General features: G+C 40.5%; 19 protein-coding genes. 4 read left to right on the forward strand and 15 right to left on the reverse strand.

Annotated features, from left to right (window positions below; translation table 11 throughout):
* Window positions 1-163 precede the first annotated feature (163 nt).
* Window positions 164-808, reverse strand: coding sequence for a phosphatase PAP2 family protein (locus NSQ54_15030; GenBank protein ID WYP25623.1), 645 nt, complete (start codon window positions 806-808; stop codon window positions 164-166).
* Window positions 809-961: 153 nt separating this feature from the next.
* Between NSQ54_15030 and NSQ54_15035 the strand changes: the two genes are divergently transcribed.
* Window positions 962-2,467 (forward strand): glycerophosphodiester phosphodiesterase family protein, encoded by a 1,506-nt coding sequence (locus tag NSQ54_15035; protein ID WYP25624.1) that lies wholly within the window; start codon window positions 962-964, stop codon window positions 2,465-2,467.
* Window positions 2,468-2,485: 18 nt separating this feature from the next.
* The gene (locus NSQ54_15040) at window positions 2,486-2,674 is read left to right on the forward strand and encodes a Fur-regulated basic protein FbpA (protein ID WYP25625.1); all 189 of its coding nucleotides are present in this window, start codon (window positions 2,486-2,488) and stop codon (window positions 2,672-2,674) included.
* 62 nt (window positions 2,675-2,736) lie between these two features.
* Here NSQ54_15040 and NSQ54_15045 read toward each other — a convergent pair whose 3' ends face one another.
* The 9 genes from NSQ54_15045 to NSQ54_15085 form a co-directional block, all read right to left on the reverse strand.
* Window positions 2,737-3,495 (reverse strand): 5-oxoprolinase subunit PxpA, encoded by a 759-nt coding sequence (locus NSQ54_15045; protein WYP25626.1) that lies wholly within the window; start codon window positions 3,493-3,495, stop codon window positions 2,737-2,739.
* A 14-nt stretch (window positions 3,496-3,509) separates the two neighbouring features.
* Window positions 3,510-4,502, reverse strand: coding sequence for a biotin-dependent carboxyltransferase family protein (locus NSQ54_15050; protein WYP25627.1), 993 nt, complete (start codon window positions 4,500-4,502; stop codon window positions 3,510-3,512).
* Window positions 4,503-5,234: a 5-oxoprolinase subunit PxpB gene (pxpB, locus tag NSQ54_15055; protein WYP25628.1), complete on the reverse strand. Its 732-nt coding sequence runs from the start codon at window positions 5,232-5,234 to the stop codon at window positions 4,503-4,505. It lies immediately after the preceding gene.
* A 312-nt stretch (window positions 5,235-5,546) separates the two neighbouring features.
* Complete coding sequence (locus NSQ54_15060) at window positions 5,547-5,930, reverse strand: DUF1516 family protein (GenBank protein WYP25629.1); 384 nt, start codon at window positions 5,928-5,930, stop codon at window positions 5,547-5,549.
* A gap of 75 nt (window positions 5,931-6,005) precedes the next feature.
* Entirely contained in the window at window positions 6,006-6,485 is a 480-nt protein-coding gene (locus NSQ54_15065) for a cytochrome c biogenesis protein CcdC (protein ID WYP28572.1), read from the reverse strand.
* Between the two features lie 133 nt (window positions 6,486-6,618).
* On the reverse strand, window positions 6,619-7,560 hold the full coding sequence (gene cyoE / locus NSQ54_15070) for a heme o synthase (protein WYP25630.1): 942 nt from the start codon (window positions 7,558-7,560) through the stop codon (window positions 6,619-6,621).
* Between the two features lie 305 nt (window positions 7,561-7,865).
* Window positions 7,866-8,837 (reverse strand): D-glycerate dehydrogenase, encoded by a 972-nt coding sequence (locus NSQ54_15075; GenBank protein ID WYP25631.1) that lies wholly within the window; start codon window positions 8,835-8,837, stop codon window positions 7,866-7,868.
* Between the two features lie 122 nt (window positions 8,838-8,959).
* Entirely contained in the window at window positions 8,960-10,090 is a 1,131-nt protein-coding gene (locus NSQ54_15080) for a bifunctional cystathionine gamma-lyase/homocysteine desulfhydrase (GenBank protein WYP25632.1), read from the reverse strand.
* Window positions 10,090-11,007, reverse strand: coding sequence for a cysteine synthase family protein (locus NSQ54_15085; GenBank protein WYP25633.1), 918 nt, complete (start codon window positions 11,005-11,007; stop codon window positions 10,090-10,092). Before NSQ54_15085 ends, NSQ54_15080 begins: the two co-directional genes overlap by 1 nt.
* 108 nt (window positions 11,008-11,115) lie before the next feature.
* Between NSQ54_15085 and NSQ54_15090 the strand changes: the two genes are divergently transcribed.
* On the forward strand, window positions 11,116-11,766 hold the full coding sequence (locus tag NSQ54_15090) for a class I SAM-dependent methyltransferase (GenBank protein WYP25634.1): 651 nt from the start codon (window positions 11,116-11,118) through the stop codon (window positions 11,764-11,766).
* A gap of 24 nt (window positions 11,767-11,790) precedes the next feature.
* On the opposite strand, the gene NSQ54_15095 is transcribed toward NSQ54_15090, so the two are convergent.
* Window positions 11,791-12,972 carry a M20 family metallopeptidase gene (locus tag NSQ54_15095; protein ID WYP25635.1) on the reverse strand — a complete coding sequence of 394 codons (1,182 nt, stop codon included), beginning with the start codon at window positions 12,970-12,972 and terminating at the stop codon, window positions 11,791-11,793.
* Window positions 12,973-13,143: 171 nt separating this feature from the next.
* On the opposite strand from NSQ54_15095, the gene NSQ54_15100 reads away from it, so the two are divergent.
* Window positions 13,144-13,302 (forward strand): Fur-regulated basic protein FbpA, encoded by a 159-nt coding sequence (locus NSQ54_15100; protein ID WYP25636.1) that lies wholly within the window; start codon window positions 13,144-13,146, stop codon window positions 13,300-13,302.
* Between the two features lie 294 nt (window positions 13,303-13,596).
* Here the strand turns inward: NSQ54_15100 and NSQ54_15105 are convergent, their stop codons facing one another.
* From NSQ54_15105 to NSQ54_15120, 4 genes are all read right to left on the reverse strand, one after another.
* Window positions 13,597-14,367, reverse strand: coding sequence for a class I SAM-dependent methyltransferase (locus NSQ54_15105; protein ID WYP25637.1), 771 nt, complete (start codon window positions 14,365-14,367; stop codon window positions 13,597-13,599).
* 44 nt (window positions 14,368-14,411) lie between these two features.
* The gene (locus tag NSQ54_15110) at window positions 14,412-14,987 is read right to left on the reverse strand and encodes a GNAT family N-acetyltransferase (GenBank protein ID WYP25638.1); all 576 of its coding nucleotides are present in this window, start codon (window positions 14,985-14,987) and stop codon (window positions 14,412-14,414) included.
* 163 nt (window positions 14,988-15,150) lie between these two features.
* Window positions 15,151-16,149, reverse strand: a complete 999-nt coding sequence (locus NSQ54_15115) for a class F sortase (protein ID WYP25639.1) — start codon at window positions 16,147-16,149, stop codon at window positions 15,151-15,153.
* Window positions 16,150-16,185: 36 nt separating this feature from the next.
* Window positions 16,186-17,511 (reverse strand): copper amine oxidase, encoded by a 1,326-nt coding sequence (locus tag NSQ54_15120; GenBank protein WYP25640.1) that lies wholly within the window; start codon window positions 17,509-17,511, stop codon window positions 16,186-16,188.
* Between the last annotated feature and the right edge of the window lie 8 nt (window positions 17,512-17,519).

The raw sequence follows: 17,519 nt of genomic DNA on the forward strand, positions 1-17,519 counted from the left end.
ACTTTTGTCACACTAAACGAGGGTGAGACATAACTTGATGTGGCTAGAAAAACACGAACATAGCACCAGATCCGCTACAGGAGAATTCCTCGCTTGTTAAAATATAAACACAAATGGCGAATGATTCTTTATTTGAATCATTCGCCATTTTCGTATTGATTTTTTAGTTATATCCCACGCTTTTTTTGTGTCTGTTTATGCGATTGAGTATGGTGATAGACAGCATAATCCAGGTTAAGCTGAATAATGTTCCTCCTAGAATATCTGTTAAGAAATGAACACCTAAATACATTCGGCTGATCCCCATCAATACAAAAAGAATAAAGGCGATGACGATTGAAAGCCTCCGCACTATTCTTCGATCTACATAATGGTAAATTAAATAAATGCACAAGCCACCAAACGATACAGCGGCCATTGTGTGTCCACTGGGAAAGCTATAGCCTGGTTGCTCGATGAGAAAATTAATTTCTGGTCTAGCTCTTCCTATCCATTCTTTCAATGTCATATTTAAAATAGCTGTTCCCCCCATGATCAACAAAGGAGGCAGAACGGCAGTCCATCTTCTTTGCCAGATGGCTAAGAATACGATAAGCAGTAAGGTCAACGCCGCAATGACTTTTGTGCCACCTAACCAGGCAAGAAAGAGCATAAAAGAGGTAATCCAATCAGCCCTTACGTTAGGAACGTGCTCTACAATAAAAACATCAAATTGTTGAAAAAAAGAGTGTTCATATGTAAAAGCCAATAAAATGAACAAACTAAGAGAGATCAAACTTAGACAAAGCAACATCTTATTATGGTTCATCAGTTTCTCCTTTTCCATCGTGAATGAACTTATTTTACAGATATCTGCTCTGCTTGACAATGAATAGCTTAAAAAGCTTGCTATATGTTTTCTTTATATAATAACTGGGTAGTTAGTAAAAGAAAGATGATCAAAACCGAAAGCGGGATTAGAATGCCTCGTCAACATATACCAACACGATTGGTCACTCTAACTCAAATACATCATATTCATACCCTCCAAGGTAACCCGCCCGGCGTTCTTATTACAGCTAACTTACTCAAACAGTTGTCGTCTCCATTATTAAAGCGACTTTTATCTTCATCTTACACAATTGTTTTACAGGTAGAAACAGAAGAAGTCTGGGACAATGTCCGACAACACCTTAAACGGAACAAAAGTAGAAACGTCATTCTGTTATCCACTCAACTACGTTTGTTAGAGAGAATGGAAAGAACGTTTCCAGCCTACAGACGAGTGTATAAGAGTACTAACTTGAATTGGAACATAAACGACCTAATCGTTCATTTAAATAAATATCGCATCCGTACGATCATGCTTCCACCAACAACTGCATCCTTTCTTTGTCACTCGTTAAGAAAACATGCACTTTCTGTCTGGAGTTTTACCCAAGATCACAGAGAACTACATGAATTGATCATTTCTGGAGTTCAGTCCGTTTCTGTGCCGTTCGACAAACAGGTCAAATCGCTTTGGAATGATTATAATCAGTTACGAATTCTTCATCGACCTGTGTATGTTGCCCATCGCGGAGCAAGTCAACTAAAGCTGGAAAATACATTACCTGCTTTTAATCTAGCAAGTCGGTTCGGTGCAGATGTTCTTGAAACGGATGTTCGCAGGACAAAGGATGGTCACCTTGTTTTATTTCATGATCGTACGTTAAAACGATTAACCGGTGATAAACGCAAGGTAGCGGATGTCACACTTGATCAGATGAAATTGCTGATTCCTGTTGTAGAGCTAGAAACCTTTTTAGCTACCTATCAACATACCTCAATAACATTGTTAATTGAATTAAAAGAAGAACAAGTCGTTCATAAAGTAGTGGATCTCATTCAGAAATTTGACCTGTGGCATCAAGTTCATATTCAAAGCTTTCTTCCACAAGCCTTAAAGGAAGTTCAAGCCATGCAACCTCGTGCGGGAATAAGTTTGTTATATTCCCATAATAAAGGTTCAAGGGTTTACCTTCCTAAAGCGACTGTACAAAAGACTTTATTAAAGACACAAGCATCTTTAAACCCGAAAATCCATAGATTAAAGCGGTTTGAAAAGCGGCGTAGCGATGGTCTGCAATCCTTTTATTGGACCATCCGCACAAAACAAGAGCTGGAGAAACAATGGTCTCTAGGAAAATTGGGCTTAATCATGAATTGCATACACCACATTCAGTGGTATCCTGTTCAATTGAAGGTTGCAACTCTGCCATCTCGAAATGGATTGGGTACACTATCGTTTCCTGCGCAGGAGCAAGCGATTTTTAGTGACGGTTCTAGAGAATGGGTACCAGTAGAATGGTATATTCAAACCGAAACGGAGTTAAGGCGGGTAACTGAAGACATAAAAGCAGATACCGCTATTTATGTATTTTGTGTATATCAATTATGTCTTGATGGAATATCTCATTCAATCTGCTCAACGTTGATTCACATTTAATAGAAGGAGGGGGAACACATGAACAAGGTACCTACAGAATCACATGAGAGAGATCATTTAATCTCACGGATCATTGAACTGGGCGTTTATAAGTTAAAGAATCGGCATTTATTTGAACTCGATATGAGTGAAATCAAGCAGCTTTATCAAACATTGACGCGAAATGAAGCACCTGAGATAGAGGCCCATTTAGATAAAAGTATATAAAAAATGGCGAATGAGTTCCTTAAACAGGAGTTCATTCGCCATTGCTATGGATAGACGTTCATTTATAGAATTGAAGAAATCTGGATCCCTTGTTCTGTTAAATGCTTTCTTAACTCTGTAACAAATAACAGAGCGTGTTCCCCGTCCCCATGAACACAAACCGTATCAGCTTCCATTGGAACCGTAGTACCATCAACCGCTGTTACTGTTGATGTCGTTACCATCTGTAATACCTGTTTAATGGCTTGTTCATGATTAGTGATTAATGCATTTTCTGATGTCCGTGGCGTTAACGTACCATCAGGTTGATACGTTCGATCAGCAAACACTTCATTTGCTACTTTTAAGCCATGGTTCACCCCAGCTTTAATTAATTCACTACCTGATAATCCAAATAGGACAAGGTCTGGATTCGTATCCTTTACCGCTCTAGCAATTGCATCTGACATTTTTGGATCAACTGCAGCCATATTAAATAATGCCCCGTGTGGCTTTACGTGCTGCATTGTTTGATTGTGTAGCCTGCAAAAGCCTTCAAGTGCGCTAATTTGATACACAACAAAATGATAGATGTCTTCTGGCGTTGTTTGAATTGGACGTCTTCCAAAGCCAAATAAATCATTAAAACCAGGATGAGCACCAATTCTTGCTCCGTGAGCGTTTGCCAGCTGTACTGTTTTTGCCATCGTGTTGTGGTCTCCTGCATGGTAACCACAGGCAACATTTATAGAAGTGACAAAGGGTATGATGGCTTCGTCTTCTCCCACCTTAAACGAACCGTAGCTTTCTCCTAAATCACAATTTAGATCAATTTGCTTCATATTTACGTCCTCCTTCAAATTCCTTTTAATCGAATGGCTACCTTAATCTCTGCTAGCTCTTTCTCTGATTGTAAATAGATTTGTTCTGCTTCTTGTAAAGAGACTTCTGTAAACTGAATCCATTCTCCCGGTCTCATCTGAGCTAACTTCGGAATATCAACAAGCATCACCTGAGCAATTCGAGGGTAGCCTCCTGTTGACTGTCGATCAGCAAGAAGGATAATTGGTTTTCCACTAGGTGGAAGTTGTACCGTTCCAAGTGCTACAGCTTCTGATAAAAGTTCAAATGAATCAGCTAATTCAATGTTCTCTTCCGTTTCAAGACGGTATCCCATCCGATCAGATTGAGTTGATAATTGAAAAGGCTTTTCAAGAAAAAGCTTTTGGCTTTCAGTCGTGAACCGGTCAAAATGACTACCCTTAATCACACGGATGACATGAGGCTGGTCTGAAGTAGAATCAATTGTTTGGGCCACTCTCCAATGAAGTGGTTTCGCATCGCCCGATAAACGCTCCATTAATTTACTCGCACGATCTGACATAGGCAATAGATTTAGAACATCTCCTTTTTCTAATGCTCTACCATCAAGTCCTCCCATTTTCGCTCGTATGTACGTACTTTTGCTTCCTAGTTGAACAGGTACATCAAACCCACCGGCTACTGAAAGATAAGCACGGCAGCCTTTACGTATCGGTTCAAAATGAAGGTATGAACCTTTAGGTACAAACAAAGGCGTATGTAACGATCGTCGCTTCCCATTTACTACAGGGATCATGCCTCCACCAGCAACAGCAATTAACAAATCCTCATCAAATGAAAGGGATGGACCCGTCAGCGTCATTTCTAGGCAGGCTTCCCCTTCTTCATTGCCTACAAGTAAGTTGGCTACACGAAGGGATTTTGAATCCATTGCCCCTGTGATCGAAACGCCTTGGTTCATATACCCATAGCGTCCCAGATCCTGAATGGTAGTCTGCATACCCGGCTTCATTACATGAATGCTCATTTAGTCACGCTCCTTTAGCTCATTGAATTCCTCCAATGATATTGGGTTAAATCGGATTAGGTGACCTGGCTTTAGCAGGCTTGGTTTGTTTCGATTAAGATCAAATAACTTGAAAGGGGTTTGTCCTATCAGCTGCCATCCACCAGGTGTTTCCATTGGATAGATACCCGTCTGTTTCCCAGCTATCCCAACCGATCCCGCAGGAATGGCCAGTCTCGGTTGCTTTTTACGTGGGGTAGCAATGGCTTCATCCATTCCTCCCAGAAAAGGAAACCCTGGAGAGAATCCAAGCATATATACTTGATAAAGCCCTTCCGAATGAATTCGAATCACTTCATCTATCGTTAGATCGTTATGCTCTGCGACATCTTGTAGGTCAGGACCTAGTGAAAGATCGTAGCAAACCGGTATTTCAATCGTTTCCTGAGAGCCTTGTGCAGAATGATCGGCACTCGCTAAGGTGTATTCTTCTAACTGCTGGCGAACCAAATCGCTAGGGCTTAGCAGCGTTGTTGGTGCATGTGCCAATACATCTGTAGGTTTATAAAAAACGGCGACACCCGTATAGCTTGGTACACATTCAATGAAACCGGGAAAAGGATTGTCGGTTAGAAGATTGATGAAGGTAAGAATTCTCAGATGAGTATCTGGATTAATTGTATCTGCAAATTGAACAACCATTGATGTTTCACTTAGTGAATAAATATGTGGATAAGATACATTTGTATCCATATAGATTCCTCCAATTCTTTATCAGTCCTTAAAAAAGGGGTGAACGACTTCTACGTTCTGCTCAATCAATATGTACGTACTTCTTGATGCTCTATACAGTTTATTTTCCCATTTATATCGTTAGTCAAAACAAGAAGATGTCTCTTAAGTATATTTATTTTTAACCTTACGAAAAAATAGAATATGTTTGATCTATTTAAGCATAGCATTATTTACCTTTTAACGTGTAGAAATAATAGAGATCCTATCGAAAAATAGCGAACCCTCATATTACTTGAGGGTTCGCTATAACTTATCATTCAACTTTGACTCTTATAGTTTCAAGTAGCCTAAAGCGACAACCACTGCTGTTAGAACGATAAAAACAATCCAAACCGATCCTGTTTGTTCAGTACGCTTTGTTTTCCCCATAATGACTTCCATGATTCCGATCAGCATAATCGCTAGTACACCTTTGATTAGGAAACTCCAGTTTGCTGAAGCAAAATCACCAAAATTGCTATAACTATTAAATCGAAGTACTAATAGCCCAATCCCTGATGCAAGCATAATGACATAGAGTAATCGAACAATCATGTAGACAATTTTAGATCCCTTTGGCTTTCCCCAGCGGAAGAGGAAGTAAGCGACTAGAAACAAAAGAATCATGATAGCCCAAGACCCAGCATGAGATTGATAGAACATACTATAAGACATCATAACAACTCCTCTTTATTTTTTTATATGTATGATGAGTCAGAGACTCTAACCCAAGAAACAAAAAAGCCTGTCCTACTTATTAGGAGCAGGCTCCTGATTCACAGTTATGATGGACGGGTGTTCCGGATTATGAAGTTGTTTTTCCACCCGGCGATACGAAAATAGCATGGCAATTCTCCACGGAAGGATCATCCCATAAGCTAAAAGAAAAAACATCCCTGATAATTCTTCAGGATTAATACTTTGGCCAAGAAACGCTCGGAATGCAATACGTATGACCAATAACCCCATTAAAATAAACATAAATGCTTTTGAACGTTGTAAATAAATATGGCCATCTCTTATCTCAAACTTAGACGTTACGATAAGAAAGATTGAAAATAACATACCCACTGCAAGCGCTTCCGCTACTTGCAAAGAATCAGGTCTAGTTGGTTCATATAAAAACATTAAGAAACCTGTAGACATAAAAATAGGTGGCAAAATTATTTTCTTTAAAGAAGCAGGCTTTTTCGCAGCTTTCATTCGCACAAGCAATGCAATTCCACCCATGGCGAATGCAAGGATAATTGGAATGAGGAGTAAGTTATCCAACTTGATGTCCCCTTTTCAGTAAGATTCATCTATATGAGGTTGATGAAACATGAAAGCCTGTCCCGCTGCTATGAGCGGAACAGGAAGAAAATCAACCATTTACATACATTAGGATAAGCGAATACCCAATGATTAATGCAAACAGTATTGTAATATGATTAAGAGAATAAATAAACATCGCAGTTGCCCACTTATAGTCACTCATCTTTTTGTATCCAGCAATTCCAAGAATCATCCAACCAAGTGTTAAAACAAAGGCTGTAATGGCAATTGTTTTACTAAATGGGAAGAAGAGTGCAGATGAAGCAAGTAACACAATTAAGTAGACAAGCGTTTGAATCTTAGTACGCTTGATCCCTTTAACAACAGGTAGCATTGGCACATCAGCCGCTCGGTAATCTTCAAGCTTACGGATCGCAATCGCATAAAAATGCGGCATTTGCCAGATTAGCATTAAAATGAATAATCCAATCGCTGCCGGGTGATAAATATCAGAGGATACCGCAGCCCATCCAATTAATGGTGGAACAGCTCCAGATAAACTTCCTACCTCTGTATTATAAATCGTGCTTCGTTTTGTCCAGATCGTATAAGGTACAGTATAAAGGAATAATCCTAAAAACCCAAGTAGTGCTGCAAGCGGACTAGCAAGTGCTAGTAAAGCCGTCCCTACTACGGCAAAAGAAGAACCTAAAATGAGTCCAGCTTTCGTTGAGATAGCACCTGTAACAGTTGGACGTTTTTTGGTTCTCTCCATCTTTGCATCAATATCGCGGTCATACAGATTGTTAAAAGTACCGGCCGCACCGATAACCAGTGAGCTACCTACTAATGCAAGAATAATAGATCCCATGTGGGTAAGAAGCGTTTCTCCATGTATAAATAAAGCAAAACAAAGTCCCGCAACCATAGCGAGTACATTTGACTTTATAATTCCAGTTTTGATGGTTTCAAAGAGAATATCCGCATAATAGGATACATTTGAAACTGAAGTTGGTTGTTCAACTGTCTTTTCTAACTTCACACTTTTCATTTGGGACTCCTCTCTCAGTATAAAAGATCTGCATGTTAGCCAGATCAAGCCACTGATTTTTTCAAAAAAGAGTCTTACAGTTTACCTTAATGACACTTTTTTTAATCGCCTGGCTCATTTATTAAGTCTAACATAAACCCTTGCAAATAACAGATTCCAATTTTACAATCCAAAAACCTGTCATACCTTTGTGACTACTTTTTGACAAGATTCTGCCTGTGGTTGTGAAAGTATTCACTTGCCAAATGTATTATACTCTCATTTGTAATGAATGCAAGAGTTTATGCCTCACTTCTTCGGTGATGTTAAGACCTTGCCTCTGGATTAATTGGTGTCAGTGGATCCTTGCCAGTTAGCGCCGCTACTAGGTTATCGGCAGCTAGCTTTGCCATTTTATCTCGTGTTTCTGTTGTAGCTGAACCAATATGAGGTAGTGAAACCACATTTTTCAGCTTAAGAAGAGGATGATCAGCAGGGACTGGCTCTTCTCTAAAAACATCTAGACCCGCTGCATAAATCTCTCCATTCTCTAATGCATGAAGCAGAGCTTCTTCGTCAACCGTTTGACCTCTTGACCCATTCACAAAAACGGCATCTTTCTTCATTAAAGAAAATTGTTCTTCTCCCATGAGGTCTCGCGTTTCCTTTGTTAGGGGTGTGAGCAGACAAACGATGTCTGATTCTTTCAGTAGGTCTTCAAGTGTACAGTACGTTGCGTTGTATGTATCTTCAGCCCATTGGTTTCTCGAACGATTGTGGTAGAGAATGTCCATATCAAAGCCTGCAGCTGCTCGTTTGGCTAAGGTTTGTCCTACTCTTCCCATCCCAATAATCCCAAGCTTTTTATGATGAACATCTAATCCAAAAAGTTCTGGCGTAACCGATGCCTTCCACTCTCCATTTTTTACTAAGTGATCAAGTTCAACAATCCTTCTTCTTGTAGCAAGAATTAGAGACATCATCGTATCGGCTACTGTATCGTCAAGCACTTCTGGTGTATTAGTAGCGAGTACACCAAATTCATTCAAATCATTTAAGACGAGGTTGTCGTACCCTACCGTTGTATTACAAACAACAGATAGTTTAGGAGCTTTTTCAAGTAATTCACGATCCACTTTTAATCCAGAACCAAGCACTCCCTCTGCCTCTGTAAGCTCTTTCATAAAATCCGAGTAATTCTCGTCCGTTAATTTTTCATAATAGGTTACCTCACATGTCTCTTTAAGACAGGCAAGTACGTCTTCGGGAACACGACTGTATACAATAACTTTTGGCATGATTTCAATTCCTCCCATTATTCTTTGCTTTTAGTATAACAGAGCTTACGATTACACATGAGAGATTTAGACATTTTTTTTGGAGGAAGATTTGTATTCCTCATCCACCTTCCTCCACAGCTTTAGCTCAGCGCTTTGTTTAAATCCTCAATTAAGTCAGTGGAATCTTCAAGACCAATCGATAATCGGACAAGCCCATCGGTAATGCCTAATTGATTTCTGCGTTCGGCTGGAATTGAAGCATGCGTCATTCGTGCAGGAATCGAAACAAGACTTTCGATCGCTCCTAAACTTTCTGCTAACGTAAAATACGTTAATGAGGCTGCTACATTTGCGGCTTTTTCTGCATTTCCGCTTTCAAATGTAATGATTCCACTGTAGCCTTTCGCTTGAGAAGTATGAATGTCGTGACCCGGATGTGTTGGCAGTCCCGGATAATACACTTGTTGTACAGATGAATGTTGCTCTAAAAATTCGGCAACCTGTAGTGAAGTCTTTTCAATTTCCTCCATGCGTATACCAAGTGTCCTCATACCTCGGATAAGGAGCCAGCTATCTTGCGCTCCCAACACAGCCCCAATTGAATTCTGTAAAAAAGCTATTTGTTCACTCATTTCATGTGATGAGGTCACTGCTAAACCCGCTAACACATCGCTATGTCCACCCAGATACTTCGTTGCACTATGAATAACGACATCCGCACCAAGTGTTAATGGGTTTTGCCAATAAGGGGTGGAGAATGTATTATCTACAATTGTGTATAACGAATAGGCCTTTGATAACTGGCTAATTGCCCTGATATCCGTAATGGAAAGAAGAGGGTTGGTGGGTGTTTCTAGAAATATGGCTTTCGTTTCTGGCTTAATGGCTTTCTCAACTTCTGCTATCTTTGTGGTATCAACAAAGTCAGCTTGAATTCCTTCTTTTTGTAACACTCGAACAAAAAGCCGATAGGTTCCACCATACACATCATTTGAAACAAGTAAGTGATCTCCTGGAGAGAAAAGCTTTAATATTGTTGTAATAGCCGCCATACCTGATGAAAAGGCAAAGCCTGCTACTCCGTCTTCCAGCTCTGCAATAAACGTTTCCAATGCTTGCCTTGTAGGGTTTGCTGTTCGTGCATATTCATATTCAAATTGTCCTACACTTTGTTGTTTAAATGTACTGGAGAGATGAATCGGAAAATTGACTCCACCAGTCTGTTTATCTTGCGGTGTACCCCCATGAATGAGTTTTGTTTTCTTCTTCATCATTTTTCCTCCTCATAAATTTCTGTGCTTAAGTACCGCTCACTTCCGTCTGGAAATATCGTTACAATTGTTTCTCCCTTCTTTGCTTTTTGGGCCTCTCTTAGGGCGGCACAAAAGGCTGCTCCAGATGAACTGCCAACGAGTAAGCCAACATTTCTTGCTAATTGTCGGGTCATATGAAAGGCTTCACAATCTGTAATTGTATGAATGCCGTCAAAGAAGTGTGGATCTATAATAGTAGATAACTGATTCATCCCAATTCCTTCTGTTCGATGCGGACCAGGTGTTCCCCCATTTAGTATCGATCCCTCGGGTTCAACCACCACCGTTCGTATAGCAGCGTTCTTCTCCTTTAAGTACCTTGCTGTTCCAGTAAACGTTCCCCCTGTTCCAGCACCGGCGACAAACACATCGATGTTTCCTCCAAGCTGTGACCAGAGTTCCGGAGCCAGCGTTTCATAATAAGTTAATGGGTTTTGTTCATTATTAAACTGACACGGAGAATAACTATCAGGCATGTGGTCTGTCAGTTCCTTTGCATAAGCGATTGCCCCTTCAATCCCTTTTTCGTTTGGTGTGATGTGTACTGTTGCTCCAAGCGCCTGCATTAATTGCTGTTTCTCTCTACTAAACCCTTTAGGGATTACACAGTGCACCTTCACATTCGTTCCGATCGCGGCCAGCGCAAGCGCAATCCCCGTATTCCCCGCAGTTGGTTCAATAATTGTTCCGTTGTGAGTAATGTATTTGTGCTCGATCGCATGCTTTAATAAGGACAGCCCCAGTCGATCCTTAATGCTACCTCCCGGGTTCATGTATTCAAGCTTGGCAATTACGCGAACGTCTGTAGGAATCCATTTGTGAGTTAGTTCAAAAAGTGGCGTTTCACCAATAAGGGTATGAACACTTTTGTGCATGAGCCTTGTCGCCTCCTCACTCATTTATATACAAATCCGATTGCTTTAGTTACCTTTTTCTAATGAATAACATATGGTACTAAAAACATGTGAGAGGATGCATATGCGTTGGAGAACGATTTTACGGAGTTATTTGATCAGTGGGCTCATACGTATGATGATACGGTTGGTGGAAGGGATGTTGAATATCGAGACATTTTTCATTTGTACGAAGAGATATTAGCTGAAGTTGTTACTCACTCTAAGGGGACAGTCCTTGAGTTTGGTGTTGGTACAGGGAATTTAAGCAACAGATTGCTTAAAAACGGATTCTCGGTAGTTGGAATAGAGCCCTCAAAAAAAATGAGAGAACAAGCACGGCGTAAGAATCCAGACTTACTTCTTTACGAGGGTGACTTTCTCCAATTCCCCTCTCTTACACAGCAAGTGGATACCATTGCTAGCACTTATGCTTTTCATCATCTTACAGATGAAGAGAAACAAAAAGCATTCGATCTTTACCATAAGACATTATCAAATGAAGGGCAGGTTGTGTTTGCTGACACCATGTTTGAAACAGAAGAAAGCAAACAGCAAATGATTCATAAGGCAAAAGCGATGGGGTTTCATCGTTTAGCTTTCGACCTGCAAAGCGAATTTTATACGACGCTGCCAGCACTCTCGCAAATGGCTCAATCCGCCGGTTTTACTGCCAGATTTAAGCCATTAAATTCATATGTCTGGTTAATGATCGCAAAAAAGAACGACTCCCCCAAATAAATTGGTTTAGAGTCGTTCTTTTCCTTATTCTTCAAATCCGATATATTCGGTGACGATAGCCAAAAACATTTTGCCGATCATATGTAATGATTCTTCGTCAAAGTCAAAGCGCGGATGATGATGTGGAAATTGAGTAGACACATCTTCCGTCCTTCCTCCAACATGGAAGAACACACCTGGTTTTTGCTGTAGATAGTAGGCAAAGTCCTCCCCACCTAATGAAGGAGCAACAACAATCGGTACATCTTCGCCTAAATGTGTACTTGCGATCGAACGAACCATCGCTGTTTCCTCAGCGTGGTTTACCACAGCAGGGTAGCCCTTTTGATAATCAATCGTATAATCTGCGTGAGACGCTTGGCATACGCCGCTTATGATGTGGTTCATCTCTTCTTCAATAAATGTTCTGGTGTCTGGGTTATAGGTTCTCACTGTTCCTTTAATTTCAGCTGAATCCGCAATGACATTAAAGGCTGTACCTGCTTGAAATACACCTACCGTCACAACAGCTGGGTCAATTGGATTAACGCGTCTACTTACGATCTGTTGAAGATGCGTAACTAACTGACTTCCAACAGCCACCGAGTCAACCGTTGTATGTGGCTTAGCACCGTGACCTCCTTTTCCTTGAATACGAATGGTAAACGAGTCTGCAGCAGCCATAATTGCTCCTTCTCGAATAGCCACCTTTCCTAAAGGAATGTCAGATGAGACGTGTGCCCCAAATACTTTATCAACCCCATCGAGTGCCCCTGCCTTGATCATAGACTGTGCTCCGCCCGGCAATAATTCTTCCGCATGCTGGAATAGGAGTACCACAGTCCCCTTTAGTTGATCCTGAACCGTTGATAGTACTTTAGCGACACCTAATAGTGCGGCTGTATGACCATCGTGACCGCATGCGTGCATAACATTTTCTACCGTTGATTTATAAGGAACATCATTTAATTCGTTAATTGGCAGGGCATCAAAGTCTGCTCTAAGCGCAATCGTCGGGCCCTCTTTATCGCCTCGAACATATGCTAATAAACCATTTCCTCCAACATTGGTTTTCACTTCGAGTCCAAATCCTTTTAGTGTTTCGGCAATATAAGCTGATGTTTTAGACTCTTGAAAGGATAACTCTGGATATTGATGCAAATACCTTCTCCAATCAATCACCTGTTGTTTTTCTGCTTGTAGCTTTTCAATCAAACCTTGGCTCATATGCTATCTCTCTCCTTCTCTCTCTAACTCCTCCACGTATTCTTAACAGATTACAGAATACACAGAAAAATGTCCACCCTTTTAATCCTTACTTGAATGATAGGAATAGATTGTTTATAGTGAACATATTATAATGAACCAGGATAAATGTAAATAAAAGGAGGCGCATAAATGGGTAGATTGGAAGACGCTGTTGATACTCGTAAACAACAATTAATTAGCAAACTTCTTAAGCATCACATTTATAAAAAAGATGGCCAACAGCTTTATGAGCTTACACTGACAGAGGTAGAGCAGGTATACGCCACGTTAAATAAGAGGTTTTCTTAGAGGTCGAATATAATCAGCATGAACTTTGCTGAATAATGTGGATAGCAAAACACGAACACAGCAATAAATCCGCTACAGGAGAATCCCTCGCTTTCCACGGGAACGGCCTCAGCCCCCTCCGCGGGAAAAGCGCCGCTACAGTGTCTTCACCGCGTTCTGTTCCGTAGGAGTCTCGGGTTCTCCTTCCGCTCGTCTTACTAAAATACGAAAAACACGAATGGCGAATGATTCGATCGTAGAATCATTCGCCATTTTCTAGTTGTTTATAGTTTTGTCTCAGCCCTCTTTATTCATTTAAGCTTTTATTGCTTTTAATACGAATGTTTTTGGAATACCTTTGTCAAAAACATCACTTGAAAGGTTAGGTTCTTCTATTAATTCGCTTATCATAAACCCAGACTGGGCAGCGGCGGTGACAATTTCTCCGAGTGTCCATTTTCTGAGTAATACCGTAGATGTTGTTTCTGTATCAAACTTTGAGAACGATACATTCTGCTCATAAAGAGTTTCATCAAAATAATCGCCTGTTACCTTATGCTTACGGATCTTGGCCGTTGTTCCCTTTGACGTAATAAGCTTTGTCGACACAGGGTGAAAGTCTCGAATTACACATTGCCCGCTCTCATCAAGTAACGAATGAATCATATTGAAAAAAGGCTTTAAATCCTTAAAATAGTGAAGGATACCCATCTCTGCAAATACAAGCTCATATGGGTGTTGATCCTCTAATTGTAAGTCAAGCACATCACCTAATACATAGGATATGGTAACACCAGATGCTTCCGCCAGCTCCGTGGCATAACGCTTATTACCTGGAGAAAAGTCAGCAACTGTTACATCTGCCCCAAGCAGTGCTAACGGTACAGCCTTTGTGCCATTGGACCCCATTAAATTCATGATTCGTTTGCCAGCTATCTCGCCAAAATGAGGCAATAGTGTTAGTAAAAGCTTTTCTGGATTCGCTTTTATTTTCTGCGCAGCTTCAGTTGGAACGCCAAACCGCTTGACCCATGCTTGATAGGACTCATCGTTCCATGCCTGCTTATTTTGATTATTTGTTGTCATACTACTTCTTCAGACCACACTTTCCATCTAGATCAACGTGTTCATTAGCCAACTAGATGTTTTACCATATGATAATATGGGTGACCATATAAATCAAACTGTTCTAGCTCGGTGAATTCAAAGCGTTCATACAACCGTTTCGCTCGGTTATTCGAGTGTTCTACGTTCAATGAAAGCTTTTGATATCCCTTGTTATAGGCTTCTTCTTCAACAGCCTCTAAAAGCATCGTTCCAATCTTCTGGTTGCGAAAGTCTTCCGCTACAGCAATGGAATCAAGATAATACTCATCCGGCTTAGCCTCTAGCTGGATTGCGGGTGCCTGAATCTTAAAAAATGCAGCAATTTCACTGCTTAACTGATGATCATAGTACACTGCATCTTCATAATGATACACAATGGCGATGGCAGCAATTCTACCTTCTAATTCACTTAATAAAAAATTGTGGTAGCTAAATCGATTTCCCTCTTTTTCAAACAACGTTGCAAGAAATGTTAGAAACGTTTCTTTAGGTGTTTGTTGAATAAACTCAAGGTCCATCGCTTCTAGAATTGAGTACGTTAACTCGTTAATTTGTCGTATATCTTCTTCATTCTCATTCTCGGTTGCAAACCGTATCATGATAAGCCTCCATGAAATTGTATGATTATTTTTCCCTCTCTAAGTAGAGGTATTCTTATTATTATATGAAAAATTGCAGGGGTTGACCACTATTTGCCCTCATTAGTATACCTCTATTCGATAAAAATAAGACCAAGCCATATAAAATAGCTTGGTCAATTAATTAATCAGTTGAGTTAATCATTTCAGATGGTTCAGACTCCTGTCCATAGAGATCAACAGTAGTCAGGTAATATGAGTGATTTTGTTTATCTTGAGGAATGGTAAAGCTTTTCCTTTCATGTGCAGATACACTTTCCACATGTTCATACTCATCAGGACTTACTTCTTGATAGATACGATAACCAGCTACGTTCTCATCCCTAACAGCATGCCAAGTTAGAAAAGCGCCTTGAATCTTAAGGTTCTCAGGTGCTTTTGGTGCATCAACATCGATGATCGGATCACTCTCCACCAATTCCGTGTAAACGACTAACCTCTCATCATGCGTACCTGCTTCTCTATTAAAGAGACCAGAACATGTGATTAAATTAAGGCTTCTGGAATTGGTCTCTCCAAATATTTCTTGAATGGGAGCTTCTTTTCGATCATAGCTTTCTTTATCTTTCACCATGAAAGTAAGCTCTTCTCCCGTATCACTTACAATAATGACCTCATCACCTGGGACAAGATTTTCCAAGTCAAAGAATATAGCTGGTCCCACCCTGCTATCAACATGACCGGCCATGACTGAGTTTCCAACCGCACCTGGATTTGTTCCGGGTTCAAACCAACCGACTCCATCTACATCTTCCGGAACGCCCATTTGACCATTTTCAAGAATACCAACATCCTCAATTTCTGCCTCTACATCGAGCGTTGGAATTCTTATCTCTACTGGTGTGACTCCTTTATCTTTTGCAAGCTGAGTCTCTTTTATCTGAGATTGAATGGCTTCTACTTCTTCTAACATGTCGGAGTCTACATACGTAAATTCTGAATGACTTCCTGGAATCGCTAGTACCTGCTCTTCATTAGGCTTTTCCTGCATGTCTTCTCTTACTTCATCAGAGTCTGTAGATGCAACGTGATGTTGATCCATTGGAGAAGCAGAAGCCGTATGAAAAGCTACAACTGCGGAAAGTAGACAACTCATTGTTAAAAACGTAGAAAGCCATTTCATCTCCATTCACTCCATTTATCCAAATGTTTTTTTACTTTACGCGTTATGATTTGCTTTACGACGGAACATGTATAATCCTCCAAGTGCTAAAGCAACGATCCCGCTTAACCAGATCATCATAGAGGATTGATCACTTGCACCACCAAATCCTGTTTGAGGCATTTCTTCAGGCATCACTTCACTACCAAATTGGTCTGGCATTTGCGCTTTAATCGCCCCACCTAACGTTTCACCAATTCCAAACATAAATGCATATCCTTCACGATACGTTTTGACACTCGCTTCATAGTCTTCTTCTACAAAATGATCAAATGTCTTAACAACCTGTTCTTCGTGAGTCCATACTGCATCTTGTGCTGCTTCTTCAGGGAGATTTCCTTCCGTTGCAGTGGCTAAGAATGAGCCAAAGTCTTGAGAGAACGTCTTAAGATGTTCAATTGCTTTGTCTCTTGCTTCTTGATCTCCTTCAAGTGTAGCGATAGCTAGGTCACTTTGTGCATTAATATGATCTTGTTGCCAAACGGTCTCAAATTGTTCCGCGCCTTCAGCACCGTAAATTCCTTCAATGGCTGCTTTGAAGTCAGCTGTATGTTCATCTTCAGCCCATGTAACAAAATCAAAGTCTTCTGCTTGTGTATAACCTTTTTCAAGTTCTAGAGAAGCTAATGCAAAGTGTTCACCAGCTAGTTGATTTAATGTTGAACGTAATTCGGCGTCAGCTGACTCCACTGAACCATCAAACATATCTGGGAACTGTGCTGTAATGGCTCCAGATAAAACCTTACTAATATCAAACATCCGGTCATACCCCTCGCGGTAGCTCGTGTATGACTCCATGTAATCTCCTGCTACGTAATGATCAAACGTAGCTTGTACATCATCTTCATGTGCGATGAGTGCTTCTTCTGCTGCTTCCTTAGGAAGATTCCCTTCTGTGGCTTCATCTAAGAAACTTGAAAATTCATCAGCAAAACCTGCAATATTCTGCTCTGCTTCTTCTTTAGCGGAGTCGTCTCCATCTTTCACTGCTTTTACATAATCATCCGTATACCCATTATGTGATTCAAAGATTCGAACAAATTCTGCCGCTCCTTCTTCTCCGTATAAGGGTTCTAGGGCAGTACCCATGTCTTTCACGTTTTCATCTAAAGCCCATTCAACCTGTTCCCAATCTGATGATTCATCATAGGTCTTCTGCATAGATGATGCTGCTAGAATAAAATGCTCAGAAAGTAAATGATCTAAGTCTGCTCTGAGATCTGAAGCCCCACTAAATTGATTCTCTCCTCCATCAGCGGCCTGTGCCATCGTTGGAACCATTAGTGCTGCAGTTAACGCAACAGCTGTAACCTTTTTATACATGTGTGTTC

The organism is Alkalihalobacillus sp. FSL W8-0930, from assembly GCA_037965595.1.
Classification (GTDB): domain Bacteria; phylum Bacillota; class Bacilli; order Bacillales; family Bacillaceae_D; genus Alkalicoccobacillus.